The sequence below is a fragment of the Rhodococcus sp. FW305-130 genome (assembly GCF_058788335.1).
In genome coordinates this window covers 289555-310754 of record NZ_JBYTAP010000002.1, presented here as the reverse complement: position 1 = coordinate 310754, position 21200 = coordinate 289555, and the positions used below count along the sequence as shown (strand labels likewise).

The window sequence follows — 21200 nt, the reverse complement described above, 5'->3', positions numbered from 1 at the left end:
GTAGCTCAGCTGTACTGAACCTCAGCGCTTGCGCTTGGACTTCGGAGCTCGATTGCTCTTCGACTGCGTCCGTGCTGCTTCACGACGTTCGCGGCGCGAGGCCGCCCCGTCACCGGAGTCGGCGGCCGAGTCACGCGTTGCCTTCGCCTTGCCGTCCTCGTCCGGGCCGGTGTACGTCAATCGCGACGGACCTTCGTCGTCAAGTCCCTTGGCGCGCAACGCCGTCGGGGCAGCAGTTCCGGTTGTCCTGGCTGCGGCTTCCTGCGTCGGGAGCGGCTTGGGCGCCGTGGCGGACGCCGCAGCGGCCGAGCCGGCCGTGACGGAGATTCCGCTCGCGGGCTGCGCCGGAGCTGCCTCGACCTGCAGGTTGAAGAGGAATCCGACGGACTCTTCCTTCAATCCGTCGAGCATGCCGATGAACATGTCGTAACCCTCGCGCTGGTACTCGACCAGCGGATCGCGCTGGGCCATCGCACGCAGACCGATTCCCTCCTTGAGGTAATCCATCTCGTAGAGATGCTCTCGCCACTTGCGGTCCAGGACCGAGAGGAAGACACGACGCTCGAGTTCACGCATACCGTTTTCGCCGGCGATCGCATCGATCTCGGCTTCGCGCTTCTTGTACGCCGCGTGGGCGTCTTCGAGCAAAGCGGTTCGCAGATCGTCACGGCTCAGGTCACTGTTGATGCCTGCGCCGTCCTCCCCTGCCAACGTCTTGTGATCGATGCCGACCGGGTAGAGCGTCTTGAGCGCGGTCCACAGCTGCTCGAGATCCCAGTCCTCGACGTATCCCTCGGCGGTCGCACCGTCGACGTAGGCGGTGACCACGTCAGTGATCATCTGCTCGACCTGGCCCTCCATGTCCTCACCCTCGAGGATCTGGCGGCGCTCCTTGTAGATGACCGTTCGCTGCTGGTTCATGACCTCGTCGTACTTGAGGACATTCTTGCGAATTTCGAAGTTCTGCTGCTCGACCTGAGTCTGAGCGCTCTTGATGGCCTTCGAGACCATCTTGGCTTCGATCGGGACGTCGTCGGGAAGGTTGAGGCGCGTCATGATCGACTCGAGGGCCGAACCGTTGAAGCGACGCATGAGCTCGTCACCGAGCGAAAGGTAGAACCGCGATTCGCCTGGATCACCCTGACGTCCGGAACGACCGCGCAACTGGTTGTCGATACGACGCGATTCGTGACGCTCGGTGCCCAGAACGTACAGGCCGCCGGCGTCGCGGACCTTCTCCGCGTCTGCCTTGACCTCAGCCTTGACCTCGTCCAGGACTGCGTCCCAGGCTGCTTCGTACTCGTCCGGCGTCGTGACCGGATCGAGGCCCTTCTTGCGCAGCGCGATGTCCGCGATGATGTCCGGGTTACCACCGAGAACGACGTCGGTACCACGGCCGGCCATGTTGGTCGCGACGGTGACCGCACCGGAGCGACCGGCCTCGGCGATGATGGTCGCTTCCTTCTCGTGGAACTTCGCATTGAGGACGTTGTGTGCAACGCCGCGCTTGGTGAACTGCTTGGACAGGTACTCCGAGCGCTCGACGCTGGTGGTACCGATCAGGACGGGCTGGCCGTTCTCGTGGCGCTCGACGACATCGTCGACCACCGCGTCGAACTTGGCTTCCTCTGTCTTGTAGATGAGGTCGCCGTTGTCGACTCGGACCATCGGACGGTTGGTCGGGATCGGGATCACACCGAGGGTGTAAGTCTGGTGAAGCTCGGCAGCTTCCGTCTCGGCGGTACCCGTCATGCCCGACAACTTGTCGTACAAACGGAAGTAGTTCTGCAGCGTGATGGTGGCGAGAGTCTGATTCTCAGCCTTGATCTCCACCTTCTCCTTGGCCTCGATCGCCTGGTGCATGCCCTCGTTGTAGCGACGGCCGACCAGCACGCGGCCGGTGAACTCGTCGACGATGATGACCTCACCGTCGCGGACGATGTAGTCCTTGTCCTTGGTGTAGAGCTCCTTGGCCTTGATCGCGTTGTTCAAGTAGCTCACCAGCGGAGAATTCGCGGCTTCGTACAGGTTGTCGATACCGAGCTGGTCCTCGACCAGTTCGACGCCCGCCTCGTGCACACCGATGGTGCGCTTGCGGATGTCGACCTCGTAGTGGACGTCCTTCTTCAGCAGCGGCGCGATGCGAGCGAACTCGCTGTACCACTTGCTGGAGCCGTCGGCCGGGCCCGAGATGATGAGCGGGGTTCGGGCTTCGTCGATGAGGATCGAGTCGACCTCGTCGACGATGGCAAACGCGTGGCCACGCTGGACCAGGTCGTCCAGCGAATGCGTCATGTTGTCGCGCAGGTAGTCGAAGCCGAACTCGTTGTTGGTGCCGTACGTGATGTCGGCTGCGTAGGCGACGCGGCGCTCAGCCGGCGTCATGCCCGAGAGAATCACACTGGTCTCGAGGCCGAGGGCGCGGTGAACGCGACCCATCCACTCGGAGTCACGCTTGGCGAGGTAGTCGTTGGTCGTGACCACATGGACGCCGTCACCGGCGATCGCGTTGAGATAAGCCGGAAGAACCGACGTCAGAGTCTTGCCCTCACCGGTCTTCATCTCGGCGACGTTGCCGAAGTGCAGGGCCGCGCCACCCATGATCTGCACGTGGAAGTGCTTCTGGTTGATCACGCGCCACGACGTCTCACGGGCCACGGAGAATGCCTCGGGCAGCAACTCGTCGAGAGTTTCCCCCGCGGCATAGCGCTCACGGAACTCGGTGGTCTTGGCTTTGAGTTGCTCGTCTGTCAGGCCTTCGACATCGGGCGACAGAGATTCCACATGCTCGGCGATGTGCTTGAGCCGCTTGACCATGCGACCTTCACCAACACGGAGCAGCTTCGATAGCGACAGCGACGGCACAGTCTTCTTCGTCCTCAATCTTCGGCGACAGGGGTCACACACTGAAAATCCGGCCGGGGTCCGAAAACTCCGGCCGGATTCCATGGTAGGCGCTACCGGCGGCGAGCGAGCAAACCCACCACCGATTGGGTCATGTCAGGCGGATCAATCCGTAGTCGAAAGCGTGACGACGGTAGACGACGGACGGCTTGTCCGACTCCTTGTCATGGAAGAGAAAGAAGTCGTGTCCGACCAATTCCATCTCGTACAGAGCGTCGTCGATGGTCATCGGCTCGGCCGGGTGATCCTTCGTGCGGACCACGCGTCCCGGGCCGTCGTACTCGTCCGGCTCTTGGCCGTTCAGCGAAATGTCCGGTGTGACTCCGAGTGAGTCTGCGTCGACGAGGGAGGCGGTTGCCTCCGCGACGGACACCGGTCGCTTGTCGCCGTAATGGACCTTCTTGCGGTCCTTGGTTCGACGGAGGCGACTCTCGAGCTTGTCGATCACCGATTCGAAGGCGGCGTAGAAGCTGTCTGCGGACGCTTCGGCTCGGGCCACCGGGCCTTTACCTCGAGCGGTGATCTCGACGCGCTGGCAACTCTTGGCCTGTCGTCGGTTGCGTTCATGTTGAAGTTCCACGTCGAAGTGGAATATGGAGGGGTCGAAGTGTTCGAGTCGCGCCAGCTTTTCCGAAACGTAGATTCGGAAGTGATCGGGGATCTCGACATTTCGTCCCTTGACTACGACGTCGGATCTCGGAGCTGCGGCATTCTCGGAACGCTCGATGGTGGCGTCCTCGATGAAAAACGAGGCTTGCGAAGGGGTCGTCACTCGTACCTCCCAATTACGGCCCCGCCCCACGGTGGGCGGCGGCAAATTCTGCAAGTACCGAGAGGGGATCCGCCCGGCACCAGTATCGAAGTACCACCTCCTACCAGTATTTTCGGGTGTGCCGCCGACGCTAGTACGTAACGCGCGCGAGTGCCACTGTTCCAACGAAATTCATCTAAGCCCCTGCAAGAACAAGCACGAGAGTTGTCCGAATCCCACTGAGCGCGAGAGCCCGAACCGACTCTGCCGCAGTCGCTCCCGTGGTCAGGACGTCGTCGAGCAGGACGATGTCGCCGTCCCCGACAATCGAAGAGACTGCAGTGGTGTCGAGAGACACATGACCGTTCACATTGGTCACCCGGTCGGCCGCGGACAGTCCGACCGAGTCACGTACGCCTCGCGTCATCCGGAGAATCGGACAGACACGTACCGGACGCCCCTCGACGGAACCAACTTCCCGCTTTTCGCGCACACTCTCGGCTATCCGGCGAACCGGATCACCCCCGCGAGAACGCGCCGCTCGGGCGCGTGTGGGAGCCGGCACCAGCACGATCGGATTGCGACTCACGACGCCGACCTCGCCCCACCGTTCCAGAGTGGCCAATGCGCCGGCCACAGCGATCCCCAGAGGCATCGCGAGGTCCCGACGACCCCGTTCCTTCATCTCGATCACACTGCGCCGCCTTGGGCCGTCGTAGCGGCCGAGTGCCCAGACCGGCACGCCCGGGTCTACGCGCGGACTCAATTGAACCGGATGGTCACGCAGCAGTTCCGCGCACTCACCGCACCACAGCGTCCCCGTGCGGCCACACCCACCACACTCGCGTGGCAACAGCAGATCGAGCAATCCGGCACCGAATTTCTTGTCCCCCATGGCCGAATCATGAATCAGAGCACCGACATGCATCAGAGCACAGACATGCATCAGAGCACAGACATGCACCAGAGCACAGAGACGTCAGCCAGGTAGAACCGGAATCGCCTTCTGTCCGGTCAGCACAGTCACTTCACGCCAGCGTCGATCCCCGGCGGGGTCGTTGTTGTTCAGTTGGAACACCGCACGCGCGTCGGCGACGTACTCGGTGGTCGGCGACGCATCCACGGAGGTGACGGGAGCGGTCAGGTTTCCACTCGGCAGCGCGTCCATTCGTGAACCGTCTATGGCGACCTGGACGACCGGTATGTCGGCTCCACTGCGCGCGATCACGATGGTGTCGCTGTTGCTCCAGTCGAGTGAGAGCGCGGTACTGCCCAAGCCGGACGCCACCGCACGCGGACTCGTCAGGGCGTAGACCCCGCTGGGTGTGCGCACGACCACGGCCAGGTAGACCTTGCCGTCGATGATCATCGCGGCTCGCACGCCGTCGCGAGAGAGACGCAATTCCGAGATCGTGGAGCCGACCGACGTCAACGCCCCGACATCGACGTTGGTGACCGACACCCGACCGGTTCCTGGTTCGCGGACGACCCGAACGACGGTATTGCCGTTCACGGCCGCCCAGACCGCGTTGTTGTCCAGCTCCCACGAAGGTCGGGTGATGGCGCTGCCTTCGAGCACCGGAGCGGAACCATCGCCGTATGTACCGAGCGACAAGTCGAACCGGGTGGCTGGATCCGGCCGAGCCGTGTCTGCGACGGCTGCGACCAACTTGCCGTCCCGCGAGAGAGCAGCCGCCGTGAGGTTGCCCGCATTGCCCGCGAAACCGGGCACCGGAGTCGCCTCCTGCTCGCTGACGCTCACCAGTGAACCGTTGCGCAGTGCGTGCAGTCCGACGGTCGCACTCGTGGTGGCCAGCGGGTTGGTGGACGCGACGTCGGCGGTGGTCCAGCCTTCCGCATGAGCAGCGTCCAGCGGTTCGCCGTCGATCTCCAGAACGTACGGTCCCGCGACATCGGCATTGGCGAGCGTCCAGATGACTTGCGCTGCAAACAAACCGCGCGTCGCAGCATCCATCGGGTTGTCCAGACGGAAGTTGATGCGCACACCGCCGAGACCGACTCCGACCTGTCCCGGCTTGCCGTCGGCCTTGGTGATCGGACCGATCACCGACACGCCATTGCCGAGTTCGTTTCGTACAGCCGGCGCCAGCGCTGCCTTCGGTCCGTCGATCATCAGGCCGATCAGCTGAGCTGCCACCTGGTCCTGTCCGCCGGAGATCCAGCGAAGGTCGGGGACGACTGTCTGGCTGGTCGGGTCGAGGAAGAACAACGACTTCCGCTGATATGCGCCGAGGAACTGCGGACGCTCCATGATCACGCCGGGTGGCAGATCGCTGATACGCCATTCGCCATCGGTCAACGTCAGCGTCATCTTCGCTTCGAAGCTGCCCTCTTCGGGGACGTACAGCCCGCCGGGGTCGAGGCGACCGACCTTGTTCACACGAATCGTGTACACCGCTTCGGAACTGGTTCGCGACGCCGACAGGGTGTCGATCTTGTCGACGATGACGGCACTGGCCGCGTCGTCCCAGCGCGCCGAGGCGTCTTTGGTGAGGTACTGACGGGCTGCGGCATGCCGGTTGGACGGATCGGTACTCGCCTTGACGAAGTCACGTACCAGCAAGTCCGGCTCTCGCCCCGATGCCGGTGATTCGACGGAGGTTCCGGGCACAGCTGTTGCCAGAGTTCCGATTGCCTGCGGCGAGGAGGATTCCGGCAAACTCGCGCACGCGCCGGTCAGCAACAGCACGCTGAGCGTTGTTGCGAGAAGTGCCAGACGGCGGCGGGTTTCGATCATGATCGATCCCCACCGTTGGACTCGTTCCGCGAGTCCGATTCGCGCGGAGTCGGCAGGGACGACGTGACCTCGCCGACGGTATCGGCGACGATGTCGGCTTCGCTCGGCGTGCGGACGAACTTTGTGGTCGTCGGCTTGAGTGGTAGTGGGCTCGACACGACTTTCTTGCCACGGGTGCGCGAGAGCGTCAGCCGGAAGCAGGCGCCGACTCCCGGTTCGCCCCAGGCCTCGAGCTTGCCGTCGTGCAGATTCGCGTCTTCGACGCTGATCGCGAGGCCGAGTCCGGTGCCGCCACTGCGGCGCACGCGGGACGGGTCCGAGCGCCAGAACCGGTTGAAGACCAACTTCTCCTCGCCCGGACGCAACCCGACGCCACTGTCGCGGACGATGAAGGCGAGGGCATTGTCGTCGGCGCGAAGGCGAAGCAGAATCGGCTTCCCCTCACCGTGGTCGATGGCGTTGGCCAGGAGATTTCGCAGGATGCGTTCGACGCGGCGCGGATCGACATCCGCCATGACGGGCTCGTCCGGCATGTCCACGATCAATTCGGTGCCGGATTCGCGGGCGAGATGGCGAACCGTGGAAACGGCCGCTCGCGCACACATACGCACGTCGAGTTGTTCGGATGCGAGTTCCGCGACACCGGCGTCGTGGCGGGAGATCTCGAGGAGGTCCGCCAGAAGCCCCTCGAACCTGTCCAGTTCGGCGACAAGCAGTTCCGACGACCGACGCAGCATCGGGTCGAGGTTCTCGCTGCCGTCGTAGATCAGGTCGGCGGCCATGCGGACCGTGGTCAGAGGTGTGCGGAGTTCATGGCTGACATCGGAGGTGAAGCGTTTCTGGAGACTGCCGAACTCCTCCAGCTGGGTGATCTGTTTGGACAGACTCTCGGCCATCTCGTTGAAGGACATGGCCAAGCGCGCCATGTCGTCCTCGCCGCGGACCGGCATTCGTTCCTTGAGTCGGCCGTCTGCGAAACGCACCGCGATTCGTGAGGCCGATCGGATGGGAAGCACGACCTGCCTGGCAACCAACAGCGAAATCGCAGCCAGGAGCACCAGCAACACGGCTCCACCGATCAGCAGGGTGCTTCGAACAAGCGACAGACTCCGGTCTTCGCTTGCGAGCGGGAAGATCAGGTACAGCTCGAGTCCCGATATCGACGACGCGGTGGGGCTACCGATGATCAGCGCGGGACCGGAGTAACCGTTCGGGTTGGACACCGTCGCGAATTGGTAGCTGATCTGGCCGCGTTTGACGAACTCGCGCAGGTTGTCTGGGATTTGATCGACCGGTCCCGAACTCGTCGGCTGGCGCGGCCCGTCCCCGGGCACGATGAGCACCGGGTCGAAGGTGCCGGCCGACCCGGAGGCCTGGCCCGAGGTCTGGTTTCGACGGCTCGTCAGTCCGGATGCAGCGCTTTCCAATTGAACGTTGAGCGCCGTCGAATCGTCGACACCCGCGAGTTGGTCTTCGACGATGCCGCGGGCACGGTCCATTTCTTCGGTTGCCGCGGTGATCTTCGTTTCCAACAGTCGATCGGTGATCTGGCTGGTCAGCACGACACCGAGAATGACGATGACGATCAAGGACAGCGTCAAAGTCGAGACGACCACTCGCAACTGGAGCGAGCGTCGCCACGTGTGCGCGAGGGTGTTGCTCATCGAGTGACACCACCGCAGAAATGGCGTCAGCCGTCGGTTGAGACGACGACGCCACCTGGAAACTCCGCTCACGGCGGTCCGGCCTTGTAGCCGACCCCCCTGACCGTCAGAACCACTTCGGGATTCTCGGGATCAGTTTCGACCTTGGCGCGCAAACGCTGAACGTGCACGTTCACCAGACGGGTGTCGGCGGCGTGGCGGTATCCCCACACCTGCTCGAGGAGGACTTCACGGGTGAACACCTGGCGCGGTTTGCGCGCCAATGCGACCAGCAGGTCGAATTCGAGTGGTGTGAGCGAGATCTGCTCGCTGCCGCGGCTGACCTTGTGCGCCGGAACGTCGATCACGATGTCGGCGATGCTCAGCAGCTCGGCCGGTTCCTCTTCGGTGCGGCGCAGGCGAGCGCGAACTCGCGCCACCAATTCCTTCGGCTTGAACGGCTTCATGATGTAGTCGTCCGCACCGGATTCGAGGCCGAGCACGACGTCGACGGTGTCGGTCTTGGCCGTCAACATCACGATGGGCACACCGGAATCCGCACGCAGAACCCGGCATACGTCGATCCCGTTCATTCCGGGAAGCATGAGATCGAGCAGGACGAGATCGGGGCGCGTCTCACGCACTGCCGCGAGCGCCAGGGTTCCGTCGCCCACCACGTAGGGATCGAAACCCTCACCACGCAGCACGATCGTGAGCATCTCGGCGAGTGCCGTGTCGTCGTCGACAACCAGAATCCTTGGTTTCATATCCCTATCGTTGCATCTCGGAGCGATGAATCAGACCGTTACGAGGCCGTGCGGCGTGCCGCGTCTTTCCCTCTACTGTGCCGGAAAGTTCGAATCCCGGCTGCCAGGGTGACCGATCACGCGAAATCCGCGAGCCTGCGTGCCAGATCTGCCGGGTCCGTCTCCGGCCCCACGATCCACCAGGGTGAGGCCCAGTTCGTCGCTGCCAACTGCTTGTAGAGCTCACCGGTTCTGGCCTGCAGACCGCCGTCGCGCTCGTAGGCGTCGAGCTGACGCGACGCGTCCTGGGCCTCACGGGAGCGGGCGCGCTGCTCGGCCAGAGCTACCGGCACGTCGAGGTACAGCTGCAGGTCGGGAGCGGGGAGAGCGAGACGACCCAACTCCAATTCACGGATCCAGGCGACCATCTCGCCGTCCACGCCCTGATGCACGCGCGCCGCGTTGTAGGCAGCGTTGGAGGCAACATAGCGGTCGAGGAGAACAATGTCGTTGGTGGACAACAGTTCCGAGATCCGATCCGCAGCACCAGCGCGGTCCAAGGCGAACAGGACCGCCATCGCGTTCACGGATTCGGCCAGGTCTCCGTGTGATCCTTTGAGCGCCTCGGCAGCAAGATCCGCGTGGATCGACTTTCCGTACCGCGGAAAATCCAGAGTCGCGATCGACGTGCCGCCGCGGCGGAGTTCGGTCTCCACTTTGCCGATCAACGTTCGCTTTCCAGCTCCGTCGAGGCCTTCCAATGCCACCAGTGTTCCCACGGCGGACAAGCCTATCCCCCGGCCTGCTTGCGCAGACCGGGGGACGGCGGGCACTACATTCTCAGCGACGAATCGCCGGGTCAGTAGCGGTAGTGCTCCGGCTTGTACGGGCCTTCGACGTCGACGCCGATGTACTCTGCCTGATCCTTCGTGAGCTTGGTCAGCGTGCCACCGAGTGCCTCGACGTGGATCTTGGCGACCTTCTCGTCGAGGTGCTTCGGGAGGCGGTAGACCTCGTTGTCGTACTCGTCCGGCTTCGTCCACAGTTCGATCTGTGCGATGACCTGGTTGGAGAAGCTGTTGCTCATCACGAACGACGGGTGGCCCGTCGCGTTGCCGAGGTTGAGCAGGCGGCCTTCGGACAGCACGATGATCGAGTGGCCGTCGGCGAAGGTGAACTCGTCGACCTGCGGCTTGATGTTGATCCGCGTGACGTCGCCGGACTTCTCGAGGCCTGCCATGTCGATCTCGTTGTCGAAGTGACCGATGTTGCCCAGGATGGCCTGGTGCTTCATGGCCTTCATGTGCTCGAACGTGATGATGTCCTTGTTACCTGTGGACGTGATCACGATGTCGGCCCAGCCGATGGCCTGCTCGACTGTCTTGACCTCGAAGCCGTCCATGAGCGCCTGAAGGGCGTTGATGGGGTCGACCTCGGTGACTGCGACGCGAGCGCCCTGGCCACGAAGTGCCTCGGCACAACCCTTGCCGACGTCTCCGTAACCACAGACCAGCGCAGCCTTGCCGCCGATCAGAACGTCGGTGCCGCGGTTGATGCCGTCGAGCAGCGAGTGGCGTGTGCCGTACTTGTTGTCGAACTTGCTCTTGGTGACCGAGTCGTTGACGTTGATCGCGGGGAACGTGAGTTCGCCGGCAGCGGCAACCTGGTACAGACGCAGAACGCCCGTGGTGGTCTCCTCGGTGACGCCCTGGACGGACTCGGCGATCGCAGTCCACTTGCCCTTGTCAGCGGCGAGCGACTGACGCAGAAGCGCAAGGAAGACCTTGTACTCGTCGGAATCCTGGTCGTCGTCCGTCGGCGGCACGACGCCGGCCTTCTCGAACTGTGCGCCCTTGAGCACCAGCATGGTGGCGTCGCCGCCATCGTCGAGAATCATGTTGGCGGGCTCGCCCGGCCAGGTCAGCATCTGCTCCGCTGCCCACCAGTACTCTTCGAGGGTTTCACCCTTCCAGGCGAAAACCGGAACGCCCTTGGGCTCTTCCGGGGTGCCGTGCGGACCGACGACGATGGCGGCGGCAGCATGATCCTGCGTGGAGAAGATGTTGCACGAAGCCCAGCGGACCTCGGCGCCGAGCGCCGTCAGCGTCTCGATCAGAACCGCGGTCTGAATGGTCATGTGCAGCGAGCCGGAAACGCGAGCGCCCTTGAGCGGCAACACCTCTGCGTATTCGCGACGAAGCGCCATGAGGCCGGGCATCTCGTGCTCTGCCAGACGGATTTCCTTGCGACCGAACTCCGCGAGCGAAAGATCTGCAACTTTGAAGTCGATGCCGTTACGGCTCTCGGCCACGGGCGTTGTTGAAACTGAGGTCGTCATCTGCCTCTCCTGGTTGACGTGCAAACTATGCACAAGCCTATCGGTGTACCAGGCTATCGGTTAGACGCCCTCTCCCGCCCGCCCCTCTACTGCGCGACCCTCTCGCGCCACGTCGATGAATGGCCCGAGCAATGTGCCCAGATCCTCCGCCACCGAAACCTCGGACTCCGGCGGCATCGAAATGTAGCTGAGCCCGAGACGCGCAATCGCCCTGGCCAGAATCCCGGCATCGGCGGGTGACGCCTGAATCCACCCTCGCTGGAAGCTCTCCGCAAGCCGCGACGACGCGCGTTCGATGATGACCGCGCTGTCAGTGGTGATCAGGCGAAGAAGGTCCGGCTTGGCCTCACCGGTGAGCAGAGAGATCACCAACGGGTCGGTTGCGCTGGAGGCGAAAAACGATCCGAAGCCCGCCGTCAGTGCCTCGACTGCACGTCCGTCGTTCGCCACCATGGCCTCGTCCACCGCATCGACGAATCCGTCGGCAAGGCGAAGCGCGTATGCCTCGGCAAGCCCTTGCCTCGAACCGAACTCGTTGTAGAGCGTCTGACGACTCACACCGGCATGCTTGGCCAGAACTGTCAGCGTCACCTCGGACCAGTCACGCTCGGTCAACAACTCACGCATCGAATCGAGCACCGACGTACGCAGCAGCAGGCGCGACGCTTCTTTCTGCGGCAGACGAGTTGGCGTCGAAGTCATGGTGACGACACTACCGCCGCGCTCAGGTCCGTTCGAGGCCGACGCAACTCACCGCCGCTCGACCTCCACCATGAAGAAGTCGCTCTTCGCCGCGCCGCAGTCCGGGCAACTCCAGTCTTCGGGAATGTCGTCCCAGCGAGTTCCCGGTTCGATACCGTCCTCCGGCCAGCCGACTGCCTCGTCGTACTCGAAGCCGCATTGCGCGCACTGATACAGCTTGTAGTCGTTCATGATTCACTCCCTGCCGTTGCCGGCATCGGCTCGAAGTCCAGCTTTTCCCTCACGCCGCAGTCCGGACAGCACCAGTCGTCCGGCACGGCATCCCACGGCGTGCCCGCCGGAAACCCTTCTCGTGGTGCACCCTCCGATTCGTCGTAGACGTATTCACACACCGGGCATCGATAGCTGCTCATCACGCTGCTCCGTACCGAGCAAGGATGCGATCACGCTTGGACGGCTGAACGTTGACGCGGGTGATGTCGCCGCCGTAGTGCGCAAGGACCTTGGGATCCATTACTTTTCGCCACAGCGGCGGAACGTAGGCGAGCATGATCATGCTCGCGTATCCACTGGGCAGGTTGGGTGCACCGTCCATGCTTCGAAGCGTCTGATAACGACGTGTCGGGTTCGCATGATGGTCACTGTGACGCTGGAGGTGATACAGGAAGATGTTGGTGCAGATGTGATCGCTGTTCCAACTGTGCTCCGGTGCGGCGCGCTCGTACCGCCCACTGTCCAGACGGCGACGCTTCAGTCCGTAATGTTCGAGGTAGTTGACGGTTTCGAGCAGGCAGAATCCGAAGACGGCCTGCAGCACCAGGAACGGCAGCACCGAGAGCCCGAAAACGGCGACGAGGACACCGAAGAGTACGACGGACATCAACCACGAATGCAGGACGTCGTTGCGAATTGTCCACGGCTTCTTACCCAGTCGATCGAGCCTGGCTTTCTCCAGGGACCACGACGAGCGCAGAGATCCCCACACACTGCGCGGCAGGAAGGTCCAGAAGCTCTCGCCGAAGCGAGACGACGCCGGATCCTCGGGCGTGGCGACCCGCACGTGGTGTCCACGATTGTGCTCGATGTAGAAGTGGCCGTAAAACGACTGCGCCAGAGTGATCTTCGACAACCAGCGCTCGAGATCGTCCTTCTTGTGACCTAGTTCGTGTGCGGTGTTGATCCCGATTCCTGCGACGCAACCGATACTGATCGCCAGACCGATCTTGGAGGTCAGCCCCAGTCCCCCGTCGATTCCGAGCCAGGACAGGTCGGTCGCCGACCAGAGATAGCAGGCCAGGACCAGGCTGGCCAATTGGAACGGTATGTAGATGTAGGTGCAGTACCGGTAGTACTTGTCGTTCTCGAGGCGCTCCATCACCTCGTCCGGCGGATTCTCGCCGTCCGGACCGAAGAAGATGTCGAGGATCGGGAGCAGGATGTAGACGAGCAACGGCCCGATCCACCACCACACCGGCGAGACCTCGTTCCACCCGAGACTGTTGAACAACGCGACCAATCCGACGGCAATGAAGACCGCCGTCGGCGGCACCAGGCCGAGCAGCCAAAGATATCTCTTCTTGTCACGCCACTGCTCGGGCGGGAGTGTCTGCCCGGACTGCGAGTTCACGTGCGTCGACACGGTCTACCTCCTCGATTCGGACCGACTCGACAACTGTGAGTCAGTTCACCCCGAGATAGACAGTACTACGCTATTTGTACAAGTGATAGACAAATCATAATCTTTGTACATTTACTCGATTTCGCCGCGTTCACGCTTCCCGATCAACGAATGCTGCCTGCTGTAGGCGAAGTAGATGACAACACCGAGGGCCATCCAGACCACGAACCTCATCCAGGTCTCCACCGACAGGTTGAACATCAACCAGAGACACGCGAGGACAGCCAGGATCGGGATCAGCGGGACCAGCGGCACCCTGAACCCGCGGGGTAGGTCCGGCCGCGTCCGACGAAGCACGAGAACCCCCAACGACACGAGAACAAACGCGAACAACGTGCCGATATTGACCATTTCCTCGAGGGTGCCGATCGGGAACACTCCGGCGAGCACCGCGACCACAACGCCGACCAAGATCGTGATCCGCACGGGAGTTCCGTGCTTGCCGGTCGGCGCCAGGCGTCGCGGCATCAGACCGTCGCGTGCCATCGCGAAGAGCACCCTGGTCTGCCCGAGCATCAGCACCATCACCACGGTCGTGAGACCGGCCAACGCGCCGAACGAGATGACGTTTTTCGCCCACGTGATGTCGTGGAAGGCGAATGCCGTTGCCAGGTTGGAAGTATCGCCCTCGAGTTCGGTGTACTTCACCATCCCGGTCAACACGAGTGTCACTGCCACGTACAGAACCGTGACGATCAAGAGCGAGCCCAGGATGCCGCGTGGCAACGCCTTCTGCGGCTCCTTCGCCTCCTCCGCAGTCGTGGCGACGACGTCGAAGCCGATGAACGCGAAGAACACCAGACTGGCTGCCGCGAGCAATCCGTACCACCCGAATGTGCTGCCACCGGCCCCGGTCACGTACGAGAACAACGACTGGTGGATGCCCTCTCCCGTCGAGCCCGGCTCCGACGGCGGAATGTACGGCGAGTAGTTGTCGGTGTCGATGTAGAACAGACCGACGATGATCACCAGCAACACCACCGCGACCTTGATCGCCGTGATCACCAGTGACACCCTCGAAGAGAGTTTTGTGCCGGTCGCGAGCAGGATCGTGATGACGGCGATCACCAGCACCGCACCCCAGTCGAACGAGATCGGCCCCAACTCGACGATCGGGCTGCGTGAACCCATCACTTCGCCGAGGTACAGCGACCAGCCTTTTGCCACCACCGAAGACGCCAAGGCGAATTCGAGGATGAGATCCCAGCCGATGATCCAGGCGACGAATTCGCCGAACGTCGCGTACGAGAACGTGTACGCGCTACCGGCAACCGGGACCGTCGACGCGAACTCGGCGTAACACAGCGCTGCCAGTCCGCAGGCGATTGCCGCGATGACAAAAGCCAGGGAAACCGACGGCCCGGCGACGTTTCCCGCCGTCCGAGCCGTGAGTGTGAAGATGCCCGCACCGATGACCACTGCGACACCGAACACCGTGAGATCCCACGAGTTCAGCTCTTTCCGGAGTTTGGTTTCCGGCTCGTCGGTGTCCTTGATGGACTGCTCGATCGATTTGGTTCGAAACAGCTTCGACCGTCCAGATCCGGCCTGCTCGTCCTTGACAGCCATTGCCGCCTCCTTGCTGGGGACCAGCAGGTCCCACCATGGGCAAGTAGAGAGATGGCATCAGCCTAAGCCCGCAGGCGCGGCTTTGTTCAGGGTTTGTCGGGAGCCTGTAGATCTGTTTCAGGGCGATCTCCTGCGCTGAGACGATCCAGGTCCGGCTCGAGGTAGATCACCCGCGCCGCAGGCACTGCAGCGCGCACGCGAGACTCGGCCTCGTCGATCGCCGTCGCCACATCCGAGATCGTCGATCCGACCGGCACCGCAACCTTGGCAGCAACAAGGATCTCCTCGGGACCGAGGTACTGCGTCTTGCAATGAATGACGCGTTCGATACGAGTTCCGTCGACCAGTGCGTTGAGGATCAGTTCGGTCTCCACCGCCGTTGCGCCTTCACCGATCAGCAGCGACTGCATTTCGATGATCAGAATGACCGCGATGATGCCGAGCAGGACACCGATGCACAGAGTTCCGATGCCGTCGAAGACCGGATTTCCGGTCACCATCGTGAGGCCGACGCCGCCGAGTGCAAGGACGAGACCGATCAATGCGCCGGTGTCCTCGAGCAACACAACCGGGAGTTCCGGGCTACGAGAGGTTCGGATGAAGTTCCACCACGACGCATTTCCCTTGAGCGGTCGTGATTCCTTCGCTGCGGTCCGGAAGCTGTAGCCCTCCAGGCAGATCGCGATGAACAGGATCGCGATTGCCACGAAAGCCGAATTGAGTTCTTCAGGATGCTGAATCTTGTGAATACCTTCGTAGATCGCGAACAGCGAACCGAGGGTGAAGAGCACCAGTGCAACGACGAACGAATAGAAGTATCGGTTGCGCCCGTAACCGAACGGGTGCAGTTGATCTGCCTCACGTTCTGCCTTCTTCTGCCCCAAGAGCAACAAACCCTGATTGGACGTGTCGGCCACCGAGTGCACCGATTCGGCGAGCATCGACGACGATCCGGTGATCAAGAATCCGGCGAACTTGGCTACGGCAATTCCGGCATTGGCTCCGAGGGCCGCCAGAATTGCCTTCTTGCCACCATGAGCCGACACAATGTCTCCTCGCTATCGACCGAGATTCCTATCGACCGACCACTGCACTGAAAACCTGCGCAGTCGGGGTTCGTGTGGTCAGGTGTACTACGGGCTCGTCGGCAGCAATCCACGCGGCTCGGCCCCGATCGAGGTCGAGAGTGTCGGCACCGCACGTCGCAGTGACCGCGCCGTCGGTGCAGATCAGAATCCGCGGGCCGCCGGCTTCGACAACGAGGTCGGTGGCATTCGAGTCGAACTCCAGACGCGTCAAACGAAATTCAGGTGCGGGCGTGACGTACTCGTATCTACCTGACCCTGACTGACCTGATCCTGGCTGACCTGATCCTGGCTGACCTGATCCTGGTGAAGGGGCCGGATCGAGCACTTCGATATCGGCCCCGACGAAGTCCAGAACCCTCAACAGTTCGGGCACGTCGACGTGTTTGGGCGTCAGCCCGCCGCGCAGCACGTTGTCGGAGTTGGCCATGATCTCGACCGCGAGTCCATGGAGATACGCGTGGAGATTTCCCGCAGCGAGAAACAGTCCTTGGCCGGGCTCGAGTGTGACGCGGTTGAGCAGCAGTGCCGCCAGAACGCCGGCGTCGCCGGGGTACGCCTCGCTCAATTCCAGCGCGGTACGGATCTCGGTCACGAATTCGGCGTCGTGGTGCGCGACGTAGGTGATGCACCCGGCAAGCACGGCAGGGAGCAACGTCCCGAGCACCGTGGACGGCAGCGTGATCCATGTCGTGAACAACGCCCGGAGTCCGTCGGAATCGGGTTGGCCTTCGAGCAGACCGATGTACGGCTCCAACTCGTCGACGGCCAGAGCGCGCAGCAGTTTGACAGTCCGCGTCGGCTCGCGGAATCCGGCAAGCGCTTCGAATCTGCTCAGCGCGACAACAAGTTCGGGCTTGTGGCTGCCGTCCTTGTAGTTGCGAATCGGCGATTCCATGGGAACGCCGAGTGCGTTCTCACGACGAAAACCCTCGTCGGCTTGAACGGCGCTGGGATGCGCCTGAAGCGACAGCGGCTCTTCCGCCGCAAGCAACTTGAGCAGGAATGGGAGTCGCTCACCGAATGCATCGAGGTTCTCACGGCCGAGTTCACGCTCGGGTTCGCGGTGCAGAACCTCGAGCAACGACTCGCTTCCGGATTCGGTGATCACGCGCGCCGGGTCACCCGGGTGCGCGCCCAACCACAACTCCGCTTCGGGATGATTCGACGGGGTCGCAAGACCGCGTAGTTCGGCAATTGCCGTTCGCGAGCCCCACGCGTAAGAACGAAGTGCACCTTCGAGTTCACGCACTTACTTCGCACCGCCCGTCAACTGCACGTACGCCGCGGCCATGTCTACTCGAGACGCCAACACGAATACCTGCTCCATCTCCGATATCACCACGTTGGTCTGGTCTTCGTCTGCCGCCACCACCAGATCGGCGTCGGCCAATGCGTCCATCCGGCGTCTCGCCTCCCCGCGCGTGGATTCGGTCGCGAAGACGAACGCCCGCGCCGGCGGGGTCGGCAGTGCGCCGTCCAGTTGCGGATCGTGAAAGAACGGGTCGTGGAACACCGAATCACGCGAAGCTGCGTCCGGCGCGAACAGAGCTCGTGCCGAACGAATCACCTCCGACATCTCGGCGGCAGCGGCATTCAGGCCCGAGCTCATCAGCGAAACGCTCGAGAACTCTGCGAGTGCTGTTGTCACGGAACCACTCCCACATAGAACGACTCGCCGGCCGCTCATTCTGGTGGCCAACGACTTGGCCGGGTTGTGGAATACCTCGTTGGCCGGCCCGTCCCGCATCGCCTCCGCATCAACGGCGTCGGCGATTCGACCGAGCACCGCCGAACGGTCCTCGATCGATCCCTTGCCCTCGATTTCGGCGGCAACGGCGAGGAAGACGGCGAGGAACCGCGTCATCGTGTGCCTCGGCGAGGCGTAGAGCCGCGGCGGCAACGACATGGTGCGCCCGGCCGCCACAGCCCGCATGGGCCCCTCGTCCGGAACGGCGACAACAACTTCGGCGCCACGGCGAACTGCACTGTCGACGGATTCGACCAGGCGCGGATCACCGGCATCGTCACCGGCAACGACGATCACGTCCAACGGTCCGGCCCACGACGGCGTCCGGTCGAGTACGAGGAGCGGACAACCGACCGAATCTCCGACGAGAGCAAGCGCCATCCTGGCTCCGTGCCGAGCGCCACCGGCACCGGCAATCAGCACGACGCTGCGCGGGCGCAGGCCGGCCAGCCGAGAGATCACACCCTCGCCGACGGCCGATGCGGTGGCCCGAATCTGTGCGCCCCCCATGGCCACAGACCGCAGTAGCCCTTCCGAATCGGCAGCCGACAAACCCTCGCTGTCGTCGAGGTCGAGAAGCGGCATCGGCGCTGTCATCTCACCGCACCCCCTTCTCCGTTAGCAGTTCCCGCACCATCCAGCATTCCAGCTCTACGCGGTCCGTGGTGGCAAAGCCCTCGTTCCCGAGGCAGTCGTTCCCGAGATAGTCCCCCAACTATCCCAGGGCTTCGGCTCACCGACAAACCGATCAGACTCGGATTCAAGCCCGGACGATCGCCAGAATTTCGTTCACCAATGCGTCGACATCGGCGGACGTGGGTGCTTCGACGTTGAGTCGCAGCAAAGGCTCGGTATTGGACGCGCGCAAGTTGAACCAGGCATTTCCCTCGAGACTGACTGTGACACCGTCGAGGCGATCAACCGACTCGGTGCGGTCCGCGAATGCTGCCAGCACAGCGGCAGTGCGATCGGCCGCGTCAGCCACCGTGGAGTTGATCTCACCCGAGGCCGCGTAGCGGGTGTACTCCGCCATCAACTCGGAGAGCGGACGGTCCTGCTCGCCCAGTGCGGCGAGTACGTGCAACGCCGCGAGCATGCCGGAGTCGGCGCCCCAGAAATCGCGGAAGTAGTAGTGAGCTGAGTGCTCGCCGCCGAAGACGGCACCGGTCTCGGCCATCTCCTGCTTGATGAACGAGTGGCCGACTCGGGTACGGATCGCGACGCCGCCGAGTTCTTCGACCAGTTCGGGCACTGCCCGCGACGTGATCAGATTGTGGATGATCGACGCGCCCGGTTCCTTCGCGAGTTCGCGCTTGGCGACAAGTGCCGTCACCGCGGACGGAGAGACGGGGTCGCCCTTCTCGTCGACGACGAAGCAACGGTCCGCGTCACCGTCGAAAGCCAAGCCGATGTCTGCTCCGGTCTCACGCACGTAGGCCTGCAGGTCGACGAGGTTGGCCGGATCGAGCGGATTGGCTTCGTGGTTGGGGAACGTGCCGTCGAGCTCGAAGTAGAGCGGGAGGACTTCGAGAGGCATCGGCCCGAATACGGCCGGCGCGGTATGGCCGCCCATGCCGTTTCCTGCATCGACTGCGACCTTCATCGGGCGCAACGCAGCCAGGTCGACCAATCCGCGGAGGTAGCTCGCGTATTCCTCGAGGACGTCCTTCGTGCCGGCGGTACCTGCCGGTCCGTCGTACGCGGGAACACCCGAGACGACCTCGGCGGAGATGACTGCCAGGCCGGTGTCCTGACCGACGGGCTTGGCGCCGGCCCGGCACATCTTGATGCCGTTGTACTTGGCCGGATTGTGGCTCGCCGTGAACATCGCGCCCGGGCAGTTCAGCAAACCGGATGCAAAGTAGAGCTCGTCGGTCGACGCCAATCCGATGTAGACGACGTCGAGTCCTTGAGCGAGCACGCCGTCACCGAAAGCGGAAGACAGTGTGGGCGACGATGCACGCATGTCGTAGCCGATCACAACCGTCGTGGCTGCGCCGGCCTCGTCACGGACCAGACGGGCGAACGACGCTCCCACGTCGCGGACAAAATCTTCGTCGATCTGCTCACCGACCACGCCGCGCACGTCGTACGCCTTGATGATTGCAGCAACCGACTCGGCTGTTCGCCCCACTGAAAACTCTCCTTGTGCATGCACCCTCACAGACGAGAACGTCCGGGCGCATGGCGTCCGGAGATTCGCAGTACTCGGGTGTGGAAGTACTCGGTCGAGCCTAGCGTCTGCGGCGACGAATCTCGCGTCAGTTGGATGGGTCGGGCAGTACGCGGAGGTGTCCACGACGCCCTGTACGGGCAGTACTCGGTGCTGCGGGACGTATGTCCTCATCTGCGTCGACGTTGGACTTGCTGCGATCTCCGAGACCGGCTTCACGTACAGCTTCGGCCAAAGCGGTCAGATCGTCTTCGTCGGGAGTGCTCGACGCGAATCCGCCTTCGTGGCGGACGAGTTCCCAGCCCTTGGGGGCGGTGATTCGAGAGCCGTGAGTGTCACACAAATCCCATGAATGGGGCTCGGCGACGGTTGCCAGCGGCCCGACAACCGCAGTGGAGTCCGAGTAGACATACGTAAGCGTCGCGACGGCGGGGTTCTTGCACCCGGGGCGGCAGCAGCGACGCAGAGATCTCACAGGTACGGAGCCTAGCCCTCCCCACGTCCGGAACCTACTCGGACACACCGAGCAGTTTCTTCTGTCGTAATCTGGGCGCCATGCCACAAGCTCGCCGCCGACGCTCGGTCACCACTCGTTCCATCGAGCGACACGGCCGTGGCCTGCGCGGACCACTACTTCCCCCGGAGGTGCCCGCCAGGCGTACCCGGGCTGAGAAGTTCGATCTCCTGGTGCTCGACGCCTTCTCGCCCGTCGACCTCGCGTGGCACGACCGGTTGACGAAACTCGACATCGCGGTGGACGAAGTTCCGAAGATTCACGCGCACGATCCGGAGTCCGTCACATGGCCGCCGGAGGTCATCGCAGACGGCCCGGTTCCACTGTCACGACTGATTCCGGCCGGAATCGACCGTCACGGAAATACGACTCGCGCAAGAATTGTGCTGTTTCGCCGCCCATTGGAGCAGCGCGCGAAGGATCCGGAAGAACTCACGGATCTGGTGCACGACGTGTTGGTCCATCAAGTCGGCACGTATCTGGGCGTCGACCCACAGGTCATCGACCCCACACTGCCCGACGAGGACTGACGCACCGTCAGACGAAAAAACTGATGTCACACGAAGAAGTAAATCCACACGAAGAACAA

General features: G+C 63.0%; 19 protein-coding genes. 1 reads left to right on the top strand and 18 read right to left on the bottom strand.

Annotated elements, in window-relative coordinates:
* Positions 1-21: 21 nt before the first annotated feature.
* The 18 genes from secA to AC3WQS_RS07480 all read right to left on the bottom strand — a co-directional run bounded on the left by secA (position 22) and on the right by AC3WQS_RS07480 (position 20572).
* Positions 22-2865, bottom strand: a complete 2844-nt coding sequence (gene secA / locus AC3WQS_RS07565) for a preprotein translocase subunit SecA (protein ID WP_046378336.1) — start codon at positions 2863-2865, stop codon at positions 22-24.
* A 130-nt stretch (positions 2866-2995) separates the two neighbouring features.
* A complete protein-coding gene (gene hpf, locus AC3WQS_RS07560; protein ID WP_003940893.1) occupies positions 2996-3676 on the bottom strand; it encodes a ribosome hibernation-promoting factor, HPF/YfiA family in 681 nt (226 codons plus the stop codon).
* A gap of 175 nt (positions 3677-3851) precedes the next feature.
* A complete protein-coding gene (locus AC3WQS_RS07555; RefSeq protein ID WP_355332465.1) occupies positions 3852-4583 on the bottom strand; it encodes a ComF family protein in 732 nt (243 codons plus the stop codon).
* Between the two features lie 51 nt (positions 4584-4634).
* Positions 4635-6413 (bottom strand): MtrAB system accessory lipoprotein LpqB, encoded by a 1779-nt coding sequence (lpqB, locus tag AC3WQS_RS07550; protein WP_019747782.1) that lies wholly within the window; start codon positions 6411-6413, stop codon positions 4635-4637.
* Entirely contained in the window at positions 6410-8149 is a 1740-nt protein-coding gene (gene mtrB / locus AC3WQS_RS07545; RefSeq protein WP_019747781.1) for an MtrAB system histidine kinase MtrB, read from the bottom strand. The genes lpqB and mtrB overlap by 4 nt, the downstream gene beginning before the upstream one ends.
* Complete coding sequence (mtrA, locus tag AC3WQS_RS07540; protein ID WP_003941013.1) at positions 8146-8823, bottom strand: MtrAB system response regulator MtrA; 678 nt, start codon at positions 8821-8823, stop codon at positions 8146-8148. The genes mtrB and mtrA overlap by 4 nt, the downstream gene beginning before the upstream one ends.
* A gap of 116 nt (positions 8824-8939) precedes the next feature.
* On the bottom strand, positions 8940-9581 hold the full coding sequence (locus tag AC3WQS_RS07535; protein ID WP_019747780.1) for a dTMP kinase: 642 nt from the start codon (positions 9579-9581) through the stop codon (positions 8940-8942).
* Positions 9582-9661: 80 nt separating this feature from the next.
* The gene (ahcY, locus tag AC3WQS_RS07530) at positions 9662-11140 is read right to left on the bottom strand and encodes an adenosylhomocysteinase (protein ID WP_021332564.1); all 1479 of its coding nucleotides are present in this window, start codon (positions 11138-11140) and stop codon (positions 9662-9664) included.
* Between the two features lie 60 nt (positions 11141-11200).
* Positions 11201-11842, bottom strand: a complete 642-nt coding sequence (locus AC3WQS_RS07525) for a TetR/AcrR family transcriptional regulator (RefSeq protein ID WP_021332563.1) — start codon at positions 11840-11842, stop codon at positions 11201-11203.
* 48 nt (positions 11843-11890) lie between these two features.
* A complete protein-coding gene (locus tag AC3WQS_RS07520) occupies positions 11891-12073 on the bottom strand; it encodes a rubredoxin (RefSeq protein ID WP_003940894.1) in 183 nt (60 codons plus the stop codon).
* Positions 12070-12255, bottom strand: coding sequence for a rubredoxin (locus tag AC3WQS_RS07515; RefSeq protein WP_492713527.1), 186 nt, complete (start codon positions 12253-12255; stop codon positions 12070-12072). The genes AC3WQS_RS07520 and AC3WQS_RS07515 overlap by 4 nt, the downstream gene beginning before the upstream one ends.
* On the bottom strand, positions 12255-13481 hold the full coding sequence (locus tag AC3WQS_RS07510) for an alkane 1-monooxygenase (protein ID WP_492713526.1): 1227 nt from the start codon (positions 13479-13481) through the stop codon (positions 12255-12257). Before AC3WQS_RS07510 ends, AC3WQS_RS07515 begins: the two co-directional genes overlap by 1 nt.
* A gap of 111 nt (positions 13482-13592) precedes the next feature.
* The gene (locus AC3WQS_RS07505; RefSeq protein WP_019747776.1) at positions 13593-15089 is read right to left on the bottom strand and encodes an amino acid permease; all 1497 of its coding nucleotides are present in this window, start codon (positions 15087-15089) and stop codon (positions 13593-13595) included.
* Positions 15090-15175: 86 nt separating this feature from the next.
* Complete coding sequence (locus AC3WQS_RS07500) at positions 15176-16135, bottom strand: cation diffusion facilitator family transporter (protein ID WP_019747775.1); 960 nt, start codon at positions 16133-16135, stop codon at positions 15176-15178.
* 28 nt (positions 16136-16163) lie between these two features.
* A complete protein-coding gene (manA, locus tag AC3WQS_RS07495; RefSeq protein WP_492713525.1) occupies positions 16164-17426 on the bottom strand; it encodes a mannose-6-phosphate isomerase, class I in 1263 nt (420 codons plus the stop codon).
* Complete coding sequence (locus AC3WQS_RS07490; RefSeq protein WP_211917015.1) at positions 17427-18521, bottom strand: tobH protein; 1095 nt, start codon at positions 18519-18521, stop codon at positions 17427-17429.
* Positions 18522-18684: 163 nt separating this feature from the next.
* Complete coding sequence (locus tag AC3WQS_RS07485; RefSeq protein ID WP_492713524.1) at positions 18685-20058, bottom strand: phosphomannomutase/phosphoglucomutase; 1374 nt, start codon at positions 20056-20058, stop codon at positions 18685-18687.
* 127 nt (positions 20059-20185) lie between these two features.
* Positions 20186-20572, bottom strand: a complete 387-nt coding sequence (locus AC3WQS_RS07480; protein WP_007731177.1) for a DUF3499 domain-containing protein — start codon at positions 20570-20572, stop codon at positions 20186-20188.
* An 80-nt stretch (positions 20573-20652) separates the two neighbouring features.
* Here AC3WQS_RS07480 and AC3WQS_RS07475 point away from each other — a divergent pair, with 80 nt between their 5' ends.
* Positions 20653-21141 carry a metallopeptidase family protein gene (locus AC3WQS_RS07475; RefSeq protein WP_003940797.1) on the top strand — a complete coding sequence of 163 codons (489 nt, stop codon included), beginning with the start codon at positions 20653-20655 and terminating at the stop codon, positions 21139-21141.
* Positions 21142-21200 lie beyond the last annotated feature (59 nt).